Origin of the sequence: Niveibacterium sp. COAC-50 (assembly GCF_013184235.1) — a bacterium.
In the GTDB taxonomy this organism is placed as follows: domain Bacteria; phylum Pseudomonadota; class Gammaproteobacteria; order Burkholderiales; family Rhodocyclaceae; genus Niveibacterium; species Niveibacterium microcysteis.
In genome coordinates this window covers 1029658-1046638 of sequence record NZ_JABCJM010000002.1, presented here as the reverse complement: position 1 = coordinate 1046638, position 16981 = coordinate 1029658, and the positions used below count along the sequence as shown (strand labels likewise).

Sequence of the window (16981 nt, the reverse complement as noted above, 5' to 3'; positions counted from 1 at the left end):
ATCCCTGGTCAGTCAGAAAAAAGAAACCCCGCCGTAGCGGGGTTTCTCGTTTCAGGACTGCGGCGTTCAGCGCTTGACGAAATCCTTGATCAGGCCGAGCAGTTCTTCTTCGTTGTACGGCTTGCCGAGGTAGTGATTCACCCCGATCTCGAACGCGTAGTTGCGATGCTTGTCCGCCATGCGCGACGTGATCATGATGATCGGCAGCGGACGCAGGCGATCGTCGGCGCGGATGTTGCGCGTCAGATCGTAGCCATCCATACGCGGCATCTCGATATCGAGCAGCATCACGTCCGGCATCGTTTCGACCAACTGCTCCAGCGCATCGACACCATCCTTCGCCGTCACGACGCGATAGCCCTCGCGTTCGAGCAGGCGGCTGGTGATCTTGCGCACCGTCAGCGAATCGTCGACCACCATCACCGTCGGCACATAGGACGTATCGACCGGCGGCGGCGCCACCGGCTCGCCTGCGGCGGCGGCCGCCTCGGCATGCGCCGTCGCGGATTGCAGCAGGTCGGCCAGCACCACCGGGTTGATGATCAGCGAGATCTCGCCGTCGGCCAGCACCGTCGCGCCCGAGAAGCCCTGCAGACGCGTGAACTGCGGCCCGGCGTTCTTGACCACAACTTCCTGGTTGCCACGCAGCTCGTCGATATACAGCGCGATTGCGTCGGTGCCGACTCGCAGCAGCAGCACCCAGTGGAAGCGGCCGGCAGCCGGTTGTGACTTGCGATCGCCCAGCACACGCGGCAGATAGAAGAACGGATAACGCTGATCCTTCCAGGTCGCGAAACCATTGGTGCGCAGCTCGTCCAGCGCGTCCTGCTTGAGCTCGAGCACCTGCTCGACCATGTTCGACGGGATCGCGTAGGTGCGTTCGCCCGAACGCACCAGCAAAGCTTGCGTCACGGCGAGCGTCAGCGGCAGGTGGATCAGGAAGCGTGCCCCCTGGCCAGCGACTGAGCCAACGTCGATACGGCCGCCAACACCGGTGGTTTCGCTCTTCACCACGTCCATGCCGACGCCGCGGCCTGCAACCTCGGACACCTTCTCGGCGGTGGTGAAACCCGGCTCGAAGATGAATTGGGTCAGTCGCGCGTCGGAGGCGTTCTCACCCGCGGTGAGGAAGCCCTTCGACTCGGCGCGTCGGCGAATACCGTCAAAGTCCAGACCACGTCCGTCGTCCGCCAGCTCGATCGCAACTTCGTTGCTGCGCTGGGTGATCGTCAGCGTGATCTGGCCGATCTCCGGCTTGTTCGCAGCGCGACGCTGTTCCGGCGTTTCCAGACCGTGCGCCACCGCGTTGCGCAGCAAGTGCTCGATCGGGGCCGTCATCTTGTCCAGCACACCACGGTCGATTTCGATGGTGCCGCCGCGGATGTCGAGGTTGGCGCGCTTGCCGAGTTCCTTCGCGGTCTGCCGCACGACGCGGTAGAGGCGATCGGAGAGTTCGTCGAACGGCACCATTCGCACGCCCATCAGCGCTTGCTGAAGGTCACGCGACAAGCGGCCCTGCGCGTGCAGCGCAGTATCGGCGGCGTCGAGGTTCTTCAGCAAGTTCTGCTGGATCGTCGTCACGTCACCGACCGACTCGGCCATCATCCGCGTCAGTTCCTGGAAGCGGGTGAATCGGTCGAATTCGAGCGGATCGAAGTCGGCATGCTGATGTTCGGCCTGCGCAACGCGCGCCTGCATCTGCGTTTCGGCCGCGATTTCAACTTCGCGCAGCTGGTTGCGCAGACGAATCACGTTTTCCGTCAGATCGAGCAGCGAGCGGCGCAGCGTGCGCAGTTCGCCTTCGATACGTGTACGTGCAATCGAGATTTCGCCGGCCTCGTTGACGAAGCGGTCGACCATGTCGGAGCGCACACGCAGCGTTGCACGCGGCCCAGCCTGCGCTTCCGCCTCCTCCACGCTGACCATCGCAGGCGCGGCCGGCTTCGGCGCTGCGGGCGCAGCCGTGGCGACCGTTGTATCCGGCGCCTGGGCGTCTGCCGCGGGTGCAGCGCTCACGGCAGCGTGGACTGGCGGCTGCGCAGGTTCGCCGCGCTGCATGCGCTGAACCATGTGGCCCACCGCGTCGAGGCCGCTTTCCATGTCGTCGGCGAGCTGCGTGCCGTCTACACCGGCAGCGCGTGCGTGCAGCAAGCGGTTCTCGATGCCATGCACGAACTCGCCGAGCGTCATCGCGCCGGCCATCCGGGCGCTGCCCTTGAGGGTATGCAACAGGCGTGCAAACGCCTGAGCGCCCTCTTCGGCTTCAGCCGGATTATGCAGCTTGCGGGCCTCGGCAGCGAGGTCGCGCATCAGTTCTTCGGCTTCTTCGAAGAAGATCGGCAACAGCTGTTCGTCGAGATCGTCGTGCACCACCGCGCGTTCGGGCTCGGGCGCCTCGACGGCCGCAACGATCGGGGCCTCTTCAGCCTCGAACACCGCTTCGTGCGCTTCGGGCAGCGCAGCAAGCGGCGCCTCCTCGGCCACGGTGACCGGCTCTTCAAGCGCAGCGGCTTCGGCCGGCACCAGGGTCTCGTCGAACGAGGCCTCGGGTTCGGCGTCGACGGTCGGCTCTTCGGCCTCGGTCAGCGTGGCGAGATCCAACGCCTCAAGCGTCTCTTCCACGACCTCCGGCTCGGCATGCGCCACTACACGCTCCAGCGCGTCGTCCAGTTCGGGCGTTGCAAGCGGCATCTGCCGCGCGTCCACCTCGGCCACCATGGCCTGCAGGCGTTCGCCGCTCAAGCGGAATAGATCGGCCTGATCCGGCGTCGGCGCCTGTTCGGCGAGATGCAGACGAGCAAGCGCGTGTTCGAGCGCCTTGGCCAGCGTGCGGATCGAATCGATGCGGGCAGTGCCGGAAATGCCACCCAGCGTGTGTGCCGCACGAATGACGGGCTCTTGCGGCACCAGCACCGGGTTGTGCTGGAAGCGCGGCAGTTCTTCGCGCAGCGTAGCGACGTGCTGGTGCGCCTCAGCGATGTAGAGCTCGAAGAGCTGGCGCGAAATCTCGGTGTCGCCGATCCGCACGGTGTCCGGCTCGGGCGGCGGCGCCTCGGGCTCTTCCAGGGTCAAATCGCCCGACGCGACGGCGTCATCGATGGCATCCAGCTCGTCCAGCTCTTGCGCGTCAGATCCGGTGGGCTCAAGCGCGAGATCAACCGGCTCGATCAGCTCGGCCGGCGCCGCGGTGTCGTCCACCTCTTCAATCTCGGGGACGGCATCGAGCGCTTCAAGCTCTGCAAGGCTGGCCTCGTCCGTGCCTTCCTCGACCGGCAACAGCTCCGGCACTTCGAGTTCGATTGGCGCAGCCTCTTCAGCCACCCCAAATTCCACCGGAGCGGCGGTTTCAACCAGCTCGGCTTCGGGCACGAGTTCAGGAACCGGCTCAAGCACGACATCCTGCAGCGACTCGAGCGCCAGATCCGCCTCGAGCGGCTCGACTGGCACGATCTCCGGAATCTCGATCGGTGCGGCGGCCTCGGGTTCTGGTTCCGGGGCGAGCTCAACCGGCGCTTGAACCTCCAGCACCTCTTCGGGTTCGGGCTCCGGTTCCAGATCGAGGTCGAGCGTCGGCAGGCTCGGCACTTCCTCGGCAGGCGCAGGTTCGTCATGCGCGTTAAGGAAAGCCTCGCGCATTTCCAGCGGCGCGAGCAGCGTCGCCGTCAGATCGACTTCTTCCTCGCCGGAGTGGGAAGGCAGCGCCTCTTCGTCGGTCAGCGACACTTCGGCCAGATCGAAATCGAGCGTCGCTTCGCTCGTCGGCGCGGGCGACGGCGCAATCGGCGCCATCATTGGCGGCTCGACGAGCTCTTCCGGCTCGGACTCGAAACTCAGCGACGCGAGATCTTCCGGTCCGGTCAGGCTGGCGGTGAGATCGAAGACTTCTTCTTGCTCAACCGCGTCGGCCTTGAGTTCATCCAGCTCAGCCATCAATGGCTTCGCGGGCTCGGCGGCACTGACTGCATCGTCGAACGGTGCGAGCAGGGTGGCGGTCAGATCAACGGTTTCCGGCTCTTCTTCGGCAACCGAGTCCTGCACCGGGGCGAGCAAGGTCGAGGCAAGATCGATCTCGGGCTCGGCACTGTCGAACTCAAGCTCGAGATCCAGGTCGGCCTCGGGCGCAGCGGACGCGGGCGCCGCCGCAGGTACTTCCACCGGCGCCACAGGGGCGACGGTCGAGACTTCGGGCGAGACGCCTTCCATCAGCGCATCAAGCGCCTCGGTCTGGGCGACCAAAGCACTTGCGTCACGCCATGTGCTGCCACCCGCTTCCAGTTGCGTCACCCAGGCGCCGAAGAGCACATGGGCGTTGGCGACGAGATCAAGGAAGGGCTGAGTCGCGTCACGCTCCTGCTGCAACCAGCGGTTGAGCGAAAATTCCACCGCCTTGGCCGCGTCGGAGAAGTCGTTGAGGCCGACCATCCGGCTCGAACCCTTGAGGGTATGGAAGCCGCGGCGAATCGTGACGATGTTTTCGTGGTTGTGCGGATCAAGCGAGGCCGCCTCGCGGTGCGAGCGGATTGTCTCCAGCACCTCGTGCGCTTCTTCCAGGAAGATCGCGAGCAGTTCGGCGTCGACCTCGTCTTCGCTGGCGGAGATCAGGCGAGCCGCATCGGCCGAAGGCTCCGGTGCCGCAGCGGGGGCGATAGCGGCGACAACTTCCTGCACCTTCGCGGAGTCATCGCCCGTCTTCAACGCCGCGAGCGCTTCCCGAGCCTGCTGTTCGAGCTTGGTGTCGGCCAGCAACGCTGCGTCTTCGCGCAGGGTTTCGAGGTTCTGCTTGAGTTCTTCGCGCACCTTCTGATCGGCAGGCGCTTCCGCCAATTGCTGGATCAGCTGCTGCGTCTCGCGGCTTTGCTGGCGCACTTCCGCTTCGATCGTAGCGGGTGCTTCGGGCGCTACAGCCCCGCCCTGCGGGGCGAGGAATTTCTCGAGCCGCGCCGGGCCGAAACGCAGGGCCTCGACAAAGAAGCCCAGCGCAGAGAACTCATGCGCGATCTGTTCGCAAACTTCGGGAGCAACCGGCTCTTCGCCGCCGAGCGCCGCAACACGCGCGGCGTTCTCTGCGACCAGCTTGGCGGCGTCGGTCTCGCCAAGCATCGAGAATGCACCCTCGACCTGCTTGAGCGGAGCCGACAGCGCGGCCAGCGCGGCGCTGTTGGACGGATTGCGGAAATACGTGTCCAGCGTCTGCTCGACTTGGCCCAGGCTGGTCTGAATCTCACGCGCCAGCTGGTTGAAGAACAAGCGCTCCTGCGCACGTCGCGAGCTTTCGCCGAACAGCTGTTCGTCGAGCTCGCCCGGATCGCGGCCGGCCTCACGCGCGGCGAGGCGCGCAACCAACGCATCGACCTGGCGTTGCAGCAGATCCTGGCTGGGGGCAGAGGCGGCATCAACCGCCTGCTCGGCGATCAGCAAAGCCGTCGCGACATCCATCGACAGGTCGTCGTTCGACTTCAGCGGATCCTTGCGCAACCACGCCGCGGTGCCATGCAGCGCCTCAACCAGCCGCGCAACAGCGGGCTGATGCAGCGTCTGCAACGGCGCGCGCGCGGCCGCGAGGTTCTCCTGCAACTGCGGCAGACCAACTGCAGACCCTGCCGCGAATTTGTTCCACGACTCCTTGGCGTTCTCGATCGCTTCGCGCAATGCGCGCTGCACCGGCGCCAAGGGCGTTTCTGCGATGCGCGCGTCAGCTGCGGCGGGCAGCAAGGCATCAAGACGGAACGCGCTGCGCACCGCACGCGCATGCTCGGTATTGATGCTCGCGTTGGCCACATGGAACAGCACGTCGCGCACAAGACGCTCGGCCACAACATGCGAGCCTTCGAGCAGGCGGCGCATCTGCGTGTCGATTCGCCGACACAGGCGCTGCGCATCGCGGTCAGCGGCGATCGCACGCTGGGCCAAGCCCTCGAAGAACGCAATCGATGCCCACCAGAAGCCCTGCGCACCAGGAGCCGGATTGATTTCGGCAATCCGCTGGATCGCAACAAGCATCAGGCGCGGGCCGCTGTCCGACGCGGGTTCGCGCAGCCAGGACAGCAGGCCTTTCTCGAAACGCGCGCGGGCCGTGCGCAACTCTTTGGCTGCGACCGCCGGATCTAGGCTGACGTGCGAATCCTGCGATGGCCGCACGGCCAGATTCGGGAAGAACAGTTCGCTCTGTCCCGGGACCTCGATGCCGCGGGCCTCGGCGATCTCCGCGTAGAGCGGGTAGAGGCGCAGCGGCTGATGCGGCGCGCCGTCCTGCAGCTCCGCAAGATAGTTGCCGAGTGCGATCAGCGCACGGCGCAGCAGCGGCGCATGCGTATCGCCAAATTCGATCTGCCCCCCCGCGAGCGAGGCCAGCAGCGCATCGAGCGCCTCGGCAAACTGTGTCACGCCGTCGAGACCGACGACGGAGAGCGCCCCCTGGACCTGGTGGACATGGTTCTGGGCAAAGCGCAGCTGTTCGCTGCGGTCCTCGCCCGCTTCCACCTTGGTCAAAGCATCCTGTGCCCGGGCCAGGGCAGCGTCGATCTCGCCCCGGACCCAAGTCAGCGGGGCGATGTCGAGTTCCATCTCGGAATTCATCGTCAGCGTCTTTCCCTGCGGGTCTTACACCTTGAAGCCGGAAACCGAGCCCTTGAGTTCGACCGCGAGGTCGGCGAGCTGGCCAATCGAGACGGCGGTCTGTTGCGTACCGCGGGTGGTTTGTTCGTTCAGGCTCTGAATGTCGCGCATGGTGCCTGCCACCTCGGTCGCGACGTTTGCCTGTTTCTGCGTGTCGGACGAGATCTTTTCAACCAGCGAGGCCACTTCCACCGACACGTCACCGATCTCGGACAGTGCCTGACCTGCGGCATCGGACAGCTTGGCCCCATCGACCACACCACGGGTCGAGTTTTCCATAGCGGCCACAGCATCCTGCGTATCGGTCTGAATCGTCTTCACGATCGCCGCGATCTGCTTGGTTGCTTCCGCGGAACGTTCCGCGAGGCGCTGCACTTCTTCCGCAACCACCGTGAAGCCGCGACCGGCTTCACCGGCTGATGCAGCCTGAATTGCGGCGTTCAGCGCGAGCACGTTGGTCTGTTCGGTAATGTCCGAAATCAGTTCCACGATTTCACCGATCTCCTGCGAGCTTTCGCCGAGGCGCTTGATCCGCTTCGAAGTTTCCTGGATCTGCTCACGGATTTCGTTCATACCCTTGATCGTGTTCTGCACCGCGTCCTGACCCTTACGCGCTGCATCCAGCGAGCGGCGGGCAACCTGAGCGGATTGCAGCGCGTTGCCCGACACGTCGGTCATCTGGCGCGCCATCTCCGTCACCTGCGAGCCGGCCTGCTGAATCTCGCGCGACTGCTTTTCAGCGGCGTCGATCAGCTCATCCGAGGTTTGCTTCGCGGATTCGGTTGCTGCCGTCACGCGGCCTGCTGCGTCGTTCAGGCGGCGTACCAGAACCGAGAGTTCTTCAATCGTGTAGTTAACCGAGTCCGCGATCGCGCCGGTGATGTCTTCGGTAACCGTTGCACGCACCGTCAAGTCACCATCCGCCAAGTCGCCCATCTCGTTCATCAGACGAAGAATGGCCTGCTGGGTGGCGTTCTTTTCGCCTTCCGCCTGCGCACGCTGACGCTCCGCTTCGGTCTGGCGCATCTTCAGGTCGTCGTTGTAGACCTTCGCGAGCAGCGCGAGGGTCACCAGCGCCAGCGCCGCGAACAGGATGATCAGCGCGGTCAGCGCGGTGAATCCGACGTAGGCCTTGTTGTAGCCGGTCGCCAGCGCGTCGGTGGCGGTCAGCAGCTTGGACGAATCGTTGAAGATCTGGCTACCGGCACGCTTCGCCTGCACCAGCAGCTGAATGTTGCCAAGGATGCTTTGAACGCCCTGCAGGTGTTCTTCGCCCGCTTCGCGCAGCGCGCCGATCTTGTTCTTCATGTCGCGGTCGGAGTCCGGCGTCATGTTCTCAAGAATCTCGACCAGCTCGCGGAAGGTGTTGGCGTCCTTGCCCAGCAGGAAGGCCACTTCCGGGTCGATCGCGTCAGCGACGAGCAGCGCGTTGGCGTTCTTCGCCATACGCTGCGTCAGCATCACGACCTGGTTCGCGGTTGCGATCTCGCGCGCATTCGCGCCGGTCTGCAGCTTCAAAGCGGCGACCTGCTCGGACAAGTCGAGCAGCTTCGGGTTTTCCGAGTTGATCGTCGTCACCGCCGCGCCGAGGGTGGAGAGGTTCTTTTGCTGGCTGATCAGCTGTTGGGCGTCCTTGTTGGTCTTTTCCCAGAGCTTGGTCACGCCGTCGAGCTCTTCACGCACGCTGCGGCCGCTTGCCGGTACCGAAGTGCCGTCGACCGAACCGCCGTTGCTCACCGCACCAAGCAGTTGCTCGAAACGCTCACGGCTGTCCTTCAATTCCGTGAAGGCGCCCGGGTTACCTTGCAGTGCCTGCTGCGCCGCTTTCGCGAGACGCTGCGACAGGGTGCGCATCTGACCAGCCGCCGACACGTAGGCGGTGCCGAATCCGGCGCTACGCAGCTGCCATGCCGTGAGGCCCACCGCGATCAGCGTGAAGAGACCGAACAGGATGCCCAGCAGACGCAGCTGCTCGGCCACCGTCTTGCCGCCAAGCAGAGGCAGTCGGGACAGTCCAGAGGCCGCGGCAGCGCCTGCCTTGGCCTCCATCACTGTGTCTTCCATGATCGTGCTGTCGCCGGACAGCTCTGCGCCGGGGCGCTTCTGGCCGAGAGTGCGGCCGAACAGTTTGAGGGCCATGCAGGTACTCCGAGGTGCGGACGTTATGTTGTTGTGAGCGTTTGGGTATTCAGGGGCTGTGCGGTCAGTGATTCACGTTGGCCGCATCGAGGAAGCGCGGTTCGGCGAGTAGTTGCCGCACCGACAGGCGCTTCCAGAGGCGATCCTGGCTATCACGCAGCCCGCCCGCGACCCATGGACGGGGGTCGTGGAAGCGCGGGTCGACATCGAAATCGTCAGGGTTGCGCAGACCGATCGCGCGGGAGACGAGCAAGGCGGTATTCACACCGAGCCGTGAGCCCACCAGCAGCAAACGCGATTCGCTGCCGGTTACAACCTGGGACAAACCGAGGAACGCCGGGAAATCGACGACGCTGAAAAGATTGCCGCGAACGTTGGCCAACCCGCGGAACCAGTCCTGCGTCAGCGGAACAGGCGCGATCGGTGGAACGGCCAGGATTTCGCCAGTATCGGCAAGATCGACCAGCCAGCCCTCGCCGCCGGCGAGCACCGCCAGCAGGGCGGGCTTGGCCGGTGCGTTCTTGGTGCCGGCGAGACGGTTCGAAAGATCCTGCTGGAACTCTCTCAGACTGATGCGCTTGGCCATGCTCGCCGCTCCGCTTTCAGCCCAGGGCCTTGATCTTTTCGAGCAGCAGATCGAGATCGAGCGGTTTGGTCAGGTAATCGTTGGCACCCTGGCGCATGCCCCAGATCTTGTCGGTTTCCTGATCCTTCGAGGTGCACATGAAGATCGGGATATGGCGCGTCGTATCTTCGCGCGAGATCGTACGAGTGGCCTGGTAGCCGTTGATGCCAGGCATCACGACGTCCATCAGGATCAGATCGGGGAGTTCAGCCTTCGCCTTCTGCACGCCATCGGCGCCATCTTCAGCGGTGACGACGTTGTAGCCTTGCTTGACGAGGTACTCCATCAAGGCAAAACGGTCGGTGGGCGAATCATCAACGATGAGAATCTTTTTGATCGGCATGGGTGCTCCTTGTTTGCTCAGCGGGGTCAGGCGCGGCCGGCGTGTGCGGCTACCGCCTTGAGCAGGCTGTCCTTGGTAAAGGGTTTCGTTAAATACTCGTTGGACCCGACCATGCGGCCACGCGCACGGTCAAACAGACCGTCCTTGGACGACAGCATGATCACCGGGGTACCGGAAAACTTGGGGTTCTTCTTGATCAGCGCGCAGGTCTGATAGCCATCGAGCCGCGGCATCATGATGTCAACAAAGACGATGTCGGGATGATGGTCGGCGATCTTCGCCAGGGCATCAAAGCCGTCTTCGGCGAGCAGCACGTGACAGCCGGCTTGGGCGAGGAAGATCTCTGCGCTGCGCCGGATGGTGTTCGAGTCGTCGATGACCATCACCTTCACGCCGTTGAGGGTCGAAGCATCAGCCAAGACGCATACCTCCGCAGTTCATGCCCGTATTGTTGGAATTGTCGATGTGACGCGTGAATATAACTGAAATTACCCGCGCGGCACCGCAAAACGCCAGCAGCGCCGGCTTCGGCGCTGTTTCTTGCTCAGATTTCGACGAGTTCAAAATCATCCTTGCGCGCTTCGCATTCGGGGCAGGTCCAGTTCGGCGGGACATCTTCCCAGCGCGTGCCCGGTGCAATGCCCTCGTCGGGCAGGCCCTGCGCTTCGTCGTAGATGAAGCCGCAAATCAGGCACATCCAGGTACGCATCGGGGTATCGGCTGACAAACTCATTTCTTTATGAAATTCATTTAAGATTTCACGATCTTACCGCATTTCGCGGCCCCGCCCGCCGTCCCCCAATGCCCTCCCCGCCCCACGCCACGGCACTTCCAGTCGTGTTGAGCCTCGCTTGCAGCGACCCTTCCGGGGGTGGCGGCAACGTTGGTGCTGCGCTTTCGATCGCGGCAGCCGGCGCGCATGCCGCTTGCGTAACGACCGGTTTGAGCGTGCGCGACACACGCAACGTGGAGCGTTTCTGGCCGGTCGAGGCTGAGCTGATCGACGAGCAAGCGCGCGCCGTGCTTGAGGATCTGCCGGTTTCGGCCTTCCACGTCGGCACGCTGGCCGACGCGCGAACCGCCGCAATGGTCGCGGCGCTGGTGGCCGACTATCCGAGCGTGCCGGTCGTGCTGGACCCGGACCTTTACGGTGGCCGCGATGATGGCCAGATCGATGAAGACCTGATCGGCGCACTTTGTGAACTTTTGTTGCCGCAGTGCGCGCTGTTCATTCCCAACAGCATCGAAGCGCGTTTGCTGGCCGACGAACAGGAAAGCGACGGTCCGGCCGGTCGTTCGCTCGCCGAATGTGCGCAGATCCTGCTCGATTCGGGCTGTGAGCATGTGCTGATCACCGGCAGTCACGAGCCCACCGCGCAAGTCATCAACACGCTCTACGGGATCCGGGGCGTGGTGCGGACCGATGCATGGGAACGCCTGTCGGGAAGTTACCTCGGCGCCGGCATCACCCTCTCGGCGGCCATCGCGGCAAGGTTGGCGCGCGGCGAGGCCTTGTCCGACGCTGCGCGGAGCGCGCAGGCCTATGTCTGGCAGACGCTCGCCAATGCACAGCAGCTCGGCATGGGGCGGCGGATTCCGCATCGCCCGCTCGGGGGCCAGCCATGACTCGTTTGCGCCGCGGGCTGTACGCGATCACGCCGGACTGGACCGATACGGCTCGCCTGCTGGCGACAACCGAATCCATTCTCGCTGGTGGCGCGGTGCTTCTGCAGTACCGCAACAAGCTCGCCGACTCGGCGCTCGCGCTCGCGCAGGCCACCGCGCTGCTGGCGCTGTGCCAGCGCTACACCGTGCCGCTGCTGATCAACGACGATGTGGCACTTGCTGCCGCAATTAGCGCGGACGGCGCCCACATCGGCCGCGACGATGGCGAACTGGCCGCCGCGCGCGCCCGGCTTGGTGCCACCGCGATCATCGGCGTGTCGTGCTATGCCGATCTCGACCGTGCGCGCGATGTGGCAGAGTGCGGCGCCGACTATGTCGCCTTCGGCGCGATGTTCGCATCACCGACCAAACCCCATGCGCCGCCGGCACCGATGTCGCTGCTCGGCGCAGCGCGTGCGTTCGGCAAGCCGGTGGCCTGCATTGGCGGCATCACCGCAGAGAACGCCGGCGCGCTGGTCGCCGCTGGCGCCGACCTGCTCGCGGTGATCAGCGATCTTTACGAATCCGCCACGCCGCGCGAACGTGCTGCCGCCTACGCCGCACTGTTCGCCGGCCACTGATCGTCACGGGACGCGAGCGCCCGGCGGTGAGACAATCGCCGGCCTCGAAATCGCATTCCCGAGTCCCAACCATGACCGATCGCAATCAAGAGCTCTTCGACCGCGCCCAACGCAGCATCCCCGGCGGCGTCAATTCGCCCGTTCGCGCCTTCCGCAACGTCGGCGGCACGCCGCGTTTCTTTGCCCGCGCCCAGGGCAGCCGGCTGTGGGACGCCAACGGCAAGGAGTACATCGACTATGTCGGCTCCTGGGGCCCGGCGATCCTCGGCCACGCCCACCCGGACGTGATCCGCGCAGTGCAGGAGAAAGCAGCGCTGGGGCTCTCGTTCGGCGCACCGACCGAGATCGAGGTCGAGATGGCGGAAACCCTGTGCCGCCTCGTGCCCAACCTCGACATGGTGCGGCTGGTGTCGTCGGGCACCGAGGCAACGATGAGCGCGATCCGGCTCGCGCGCGGTTTCACCGGCCGCGACGCGATCGTGAAGTTCGAAGGCTGCTACCACGGCCACGCCGACAGCCTGCTGGTGAAGGCCGGCTCGGGCCTGCTGACCTTCGGCAACCCGTCCTCGGGCGGCGTGCCGGCGGATTTCGCCAAGCACACCATCGTGCTGCCCTACAACGACGTCGCCGCACTGGAAGAAGTGTTCGCCAGCCGCGGCGGCGAGATCGCCACCGTGATCCTCGAACCGGTGGTCGGCAACATGAACCTCGTGATGCCCAGCCGCGCCTTCCTCGACGCGCTGCGCGCGCTGTGCACCAAGCACGGCAGCATCCTGATCTTCGACGAGGTAATGACTGGCTTCCGCGTTGGCCCGAAGGGCGCGCAAGGCCTGTTCGGTATCGATGCGGATCTGGTGACGCTGGGCAAGGTGATCGGCGGCGGCATGCCGGTGGGCGCCTTCGGCGGCCGGCGCGAGATCATGGAAAAGATTTCACCGCTTGGCGCGGTGTATCAGGCAGGCACCTTGTCAGGCAGCCCGGTGGCGGTGGCTGCGGGCCTCGAAACCCTGCGCCTGATCAGCGCTCCGGGCTTCTATGAGAACCTTTCGGCGCGCACGAAGCAGCTCACCGACGGCCTTGCCGCGGCGGCGAAGCAGCACGGTGTCGCCTTCTGTGCCCAGGCGGTCGGCGGCATGTTCGGCCTCTACTTCACCGACGCGCTGCCGAGCACCTATGATCAGGTGATGGCCTGCGACAAAGCGCGCTTCAACCGCTTCTTCCACGGCATGCTGGACGCCGGCCACTACTTCGCGCCGGCCTCGTTCGAAGCCGGTTTCGTGTCGGCGGCGCATACCGAAGCCGACGTTGCGGCAACGATCGCCGCTGCTGACGCGGTGTTCGCCACTCTCGGCTGATCGACGCGAACGGGGGCGGCATTGTCGCCTCCGTATCGGTACGGATGGCGGCCGCACGGCGCGGCCCCGATAATCGCCGCCTTCCCTGAACGGAGCCGCCATGCTGACCCCGACCCAAGCACGCACCTGGTGGACCGTCACCCTCGCCGCGGCCGCGATCCTGATGATCACGATGGGAGCACGGCAGTCGATGGGGCTCTTCGTGTCGCCGATCAACAGCGCGACCGGCCTGGGTGTCGTCACGATCAGCTTCGCCATGGCGATTGGCCAGTTCATGTGGGGTGCGGCGCAGCCGGTGGCGGGCGCCATCGCAGACCGCTGGGGACCGGGCCGCGTGCTGGTCGGCGGGACCTTCCTGATGGCCGTCGGGCTGGCGCTGACACCCTTGATGCAGTCGGCCTTCGGGCTGTCGCTCGCGATCGGCGTGCTGACCGCCGCGGGCGCCGGTGCGGGCAGCTTCTCGGTGCTGATCGGCGCCGCCGCCCGCAAGCTGCCGATGGAAAAACGCGGCATGGCGTCGGGCATCATCAACGCCGGCGGATCCTTCGGCCAGTTCGTGTTCGCGCCGCTGGTGCAGCGCCTGATCGGCGGCTTTGGCTGGATGGGCGCGATGTTCTCGCTCGCGCTGATCTCGCTCGCGGCGCTGCCGCTGATCCGGCCTCTGGTCGGCGACCGCAATGTGCCGCAACAGCCTGCCGCACCGCACGCACCAGCCGACCGCGGCCTGCGCGCGGCGATTGGCGATGCGATGGGCGACCGCAGCTACCTGCTGCTGCACGCCGGCTTCTTCACCTGCGGCTTCCACATCGCCTTCCTCGTCACCCACCTGCCGGGTGAAGTGCAGCTGTGCGGCCTGCCGGGCAATGTGGCGAGCTGGTCGCTGGCGATCATCGGGCTGGCCAACATCTTCGGCAGCCTTGCCGCCGGCTGGGCAGTGCAGCGCATGCGCAGCAAGTACGTGCTGTTCTGGATGTATGGCTCGCGCGCGCTGCTGGTGGCGCTCTATCTCGTCGCGCCGAAAACGCCGCTGACCTTCTATCTCTTCGCCGCCGGGCTGGGCCTGACCTGGCTCGCCACCGTGCCACCCACCGCTGCGGTGGTCGGCAAACTGTTCGGCCACCGCTATCTGGCCACGCTGTTCGGCCTGACCTTGCTGTCGCACCAGATGGGCGGCTTTCTCGGCGCATGGCTAGGTGGCATCGCGATTACCCGCCTCGGCAGTTACGACGCGATGTGGTACGCCGATATTGCGCTGGCGGGCGCAGCGGCGCTGGTGAACCTGCCGATCCGCGAGGCGCCGGTGCTGCGCACCGCTGCGGCCTGACTGTCGCGGCCTCTCGCCGGATTTTGCGACTGGGCCTAGACTCAAGCTCAACAGACTGCCGGAGTGGCCATGCCAGCCAAAGCCTTTGTCCGAATGCTTGTCGCCGCAGCATCGCTTGTCGCCACGCTATCGGCTTCGCGCGCCCTTGCCGGCGAACTGCTGGTGATGACCGAGGAACTTCAACCGCATAGCAGCCTGCGCGACGGCCGCGTGGTTGGCAGCTCGACCGAATTCATCGAAGCCTTGCTGAAGGAGGCCGGGCTCGAATACCGGCTCGATCTGCGCGCCTGGAACGCAGTGATGCAGACCGCCGCCACGCAGAATGCCGTACTGGTCTATCCGATCGGGCGCACCGCCGAGCGCGAGGCGGCGTTTCAATGGATCGGACCGCTTGGCACGCTCGAGCACAGACTCTACAAACTCAAGCGCCGCACCGATCTGCATCCGCAAGTGCTGGCGGATCTGCGCGGACACACGATCGCCGTGGTGCCGCGCGATGCGCGTCAAATCTATCTGCAGCAACAGGGCTTTGCGCCCCAGACCGAACTGATCGAAACCACCGACAACCGGCAGGCCATGCGGCTGCTCAGCCTGGGCCGTGTCGACTACGCACCGATCGCCACGGGCAGCCTGGATGCCTACTGCCGCGCCGAGCAATTGGATTGCAGCCAGTTCGAGCCGACCGTGGCGCTCGGCATGAAGCTCACGCTCTACCTGGCCGCCAACCCGGCCACCCCACGCGAAACGCTGGACAAGCTGCGCAGCGCCTGGGCACGCCTGGTCGAGAACGGCAGCTACCAGCGCATCCTCAAGCAAGCGCCGCCGCGCGACTGAGGCAACGACGCCCCCGCCACGGGGCTACAGCAGAATCAGCGTCGCCAACCCGAGGAAGATCAGGAAGCCGCCCGAGTCGGTCACGGCCGTGATCAGCACCGAAGAGCCCACCGCCGGATCCTTGCCAAAGCGCATCAGAGTCATCGGGATCGCGACGCCCATGAATGCGGCGAGCAGCAGGTTGAGCGTCATCGCCGCGGTCAGCACCATGCCCAGCTTGATATCGCGATAGAGCAGGATCGCCGCGAGGCCGAGCAGCCCGCCCCACACGATGCCGTTGAACAGCGCGACGCCGATTTCCTTGCGGAAGAGGCGCTTGCCGTGTTCCGCCGCAACCTGCCCCATCGCGATGGCGCGCACGATCATCGTGATCGTCTGGTTGCCCGAGTTACCCCCGATGCCGGCGACGATCGGCATCAGCGCGGCCAGCGCGACGAGCTTCTGGATCGAGCCTTCGAAGGCGCCGATCACGCGCGAGGCGATGAAGGCGGTGACCAGGTTGATCGCCAGCCAGCGCCAGCGGTTTTTCACCGAGTCGACGATCGGCGCGAAGATGTCTTCTTCTTCTTTCAGGCCGGCCTGCCCGAGCAGCTCGGCTTCCGACGACTCGCGCACGAAATCGAGCACCGAAGCCACGGTGAGGCGGCCGAGCAGGCGGTGGTGCGAGTCGACCACCGGCGCCGACACCAGGTCGTAACGTTCGAAGGCCATCGCCGCCTCGTCGGCCGAGTCGCCCGGCTCCAGCGTGAGGTGCTCGGTCAGCATGATGTCGCTGACGACGACGTCCGGATCGTTGATCAGCAGGCGCCCCACCGGCAGCACGCCGCGCAGGCGCTCCTTGCGGTCGATCACGAAGAGCAGATCAGTGTGATCAGGCAGTTCGTCGAAGCGGCGCAGGTAGCGCAGCACCGCTTCGAGGCTGACGTCTTCGCGCACGGTGACCATGTCGAAGTCCATCAGCGCGCCGACCGAATCCTCCGGGTAGGACATCGCAGCACGCAACTGCTCGCGCGCCTCGGCATCGAGGCCGAGATAGACATCCTCCATGACCTGCTTGGGCAGGTCAGGGGCAAGGTCGGCGAGTTCGTCGGCATCGAGCTGTTCGGCCGCAGCCACCAGCTCGGCCTGGTCCATCGTCTCGATCAGCGATTCACGAACCGCATCCGAGACTTCGAGCAGGATCTCGCCGTCGCGCTCGGCCTTGACCAGATCCCAGACTTCGAGACGTTCGTCGAGCGGCAGCGCTTCGAGGATGTAGGCGATGTCCGCCGGGTGGAGCTTGTCGAGACGCGTTGCGAGCTCGGCAAGGTGCTGCTTGTGCACCAGGTTCTCGACGAGCTCGTGCTTGGGCATTTCCTGCCGATGCACCAGCTCCTCGACAACCTTGTGACGTGCGAGCGCCGCCTGCACCTCACGGAGGTGCTGCTGTACGTCGTCGCTGTGATGCGGGGTTTCGTGGACTTCTGCCATCTTCACTACGCCGGCAGGCTGGAGGGAGTG

12 protein-coding genes are annotated in these 16981 nt (G+C 65.2%); 5 read left to right on the top strand and 7 right to left on the bottom strand.

Annotation, left to right across the window (positions count from 1 at the left end; all coding sequences use genetic code 11):
• Positions 1-66 precede the first annotated feature (66 nt).
• From HH302_RS12280 to HH302_RS12255, 6 genes are all read right to left on the bottom strand, one after another.
• Positions 67-6576, bottom strand: a complete 6510-nt coding sequence (locus HH302_RS12280; RefSeq protein ID WP_172202447.1) for an Hpt domain-containing protein — start codon at positions 6574-6576, stop codon at positions 67-69.
• 24 nt (positions 6577-6600) lie between these two features.
• The gene (locus HH302_RS12275; protein ID WP_172202446.1) at positions 6601-8754 is read right to left on the bottom strand and encodes a methyl-accepting chemotaxis protein; all 2154 of its coding nucleotides are present in this window, start codon (positions 8752-8754) and stop codon (positions 6601-6603) included.
• 64 nt (positions 8755-8818) lie between these two features.
• Positions 8819-9340 carry a chemotaxis protein CheW gene (locus tag HH302_RS12270; RefSeq protein ID WP_172202445.1) on the bottom strand — a complete coding sequence of 174 codons (522 nt, stop codon included), beginning with the start codon at positions 9338-9340 and terminating at the stop codon, positions 8819-8821.
• Positions 9341-9356: 16 nt separating this feature from the next.
• Positions 9357-9722, bottom strand: a complete 366-nt coding sequence (locus tag HH302_RS12265; RefSeq protein WP_172202444.1) for a response regulator transcription factor — start codon at positions 9720-9722, stop codon at positions 9357-9359.
• 26 nt (positions 9723-9748) lie between these two features.
• Positions 9749-10105: a PleD family two-component system response regulator gene (locus tag HH302_RS12260; protein ID WP_172202666.1), complete on the bottom strand. Its 357-nt coding sequence runs from the start codon at positions 10103-10105 to the stop codon at positions 9749-9751.
• Between the two features lie 161 nt (positions 10106-10266).
• Positions 10267-10419, bottom strand: a complete 153-nt coding sequence (locus tag HH302_RS12255; RefSeq protein WP_206256560.1) for a rubredoxin — start codon at positions 10417-10419, stop codon at positions 10267-10269.
• Positions 10420-10523: 104 nt separating this feature from the next.
• On the opposite strand from HH302_RS12255, the gene HH302_RS12250 reads away from it, so the two are divergent.
• The 5 genes from HH302_RS12250 to HH302_RS12230 all read left to right on the top strand — a co-directional run bounded on the left by HH302_RS12250 (position 10524) and on the right by HH302_RS12230 (position 15481).
• Entirely contained in the window at positions 10524-11348 is an 825-nt protein-coding gene (locus tag HH302_RS12250) for a hydroxymethylpyrimidine/phosphomethylpyrimidine kinase (protein WP_172202442.1), read from the top strand.
• A complete protein-coding gene (thiE, locus tag HH302_RS12245; RefSeq protein WP_172202441.1) occupies positions 11345-11968 on the top strand; it encodes a thiamine phosphate synthase in 624 nt (207 codons plus the stop codon). Before HH302_RS12250 ends, thiE begins: the two co-directional genes overlap by 4 nt.
• Before the next feature lie 71 nt (positions 11969-12039).
• Positions 12040-13323, top strand: a complete 1284-nt coding sequence (gene hemL / locus HH302_RS12240) for a glutamate-1-semialdehyde 2,1-aminomutase (protein WP_172202440.1) — start codon at positions 12040-12042, stop codon at positions 13321-13323.
• 100 nt (positions 13324-13423) lie between these two features.
• The gene (locus HH302_RS12235) at positions 13424-14647 is read left to right on the top strand and encodes an MFS transporter (RefSeq protein ID WP_172202439.1); all 1224 of its coding nucleotides are present in this window, start codon (positions 13424-13426) and stop codon (positions 14645-14647) included.
• Positions 14648-14716: 69 nt separating this feature from the next.
• The gene (locus HH302_RS12230; RefSeq protein WP_172202438.1) at positions 14717-15481 is read left to right on the top strand and encodes an ABC transporter substrate-binding protein; all 765 of its coding nucleotides are present in this window, start codon (positions 14717-14719) and stop codon (positions 15479-15481) included.
• Positions 15482-15505: 24 nt separating this feature from the next.
• Here HH302_RS12230 and mgtE read toward each other — a convergent pair whose 3' ends face one another.
• On the bottom strand, positions 15506-16951 hold the full coding sequence (gene mgtE / locus HH302_RS12225; RefSeq protein WP_172202437.1) for a magnesium transporter: 1446 nt from the start codon (positions 16949-16951) through the stop codon (positions 15506-15508).
• Positions 16952-16981 lie beyond the last annotated feature (30 nt).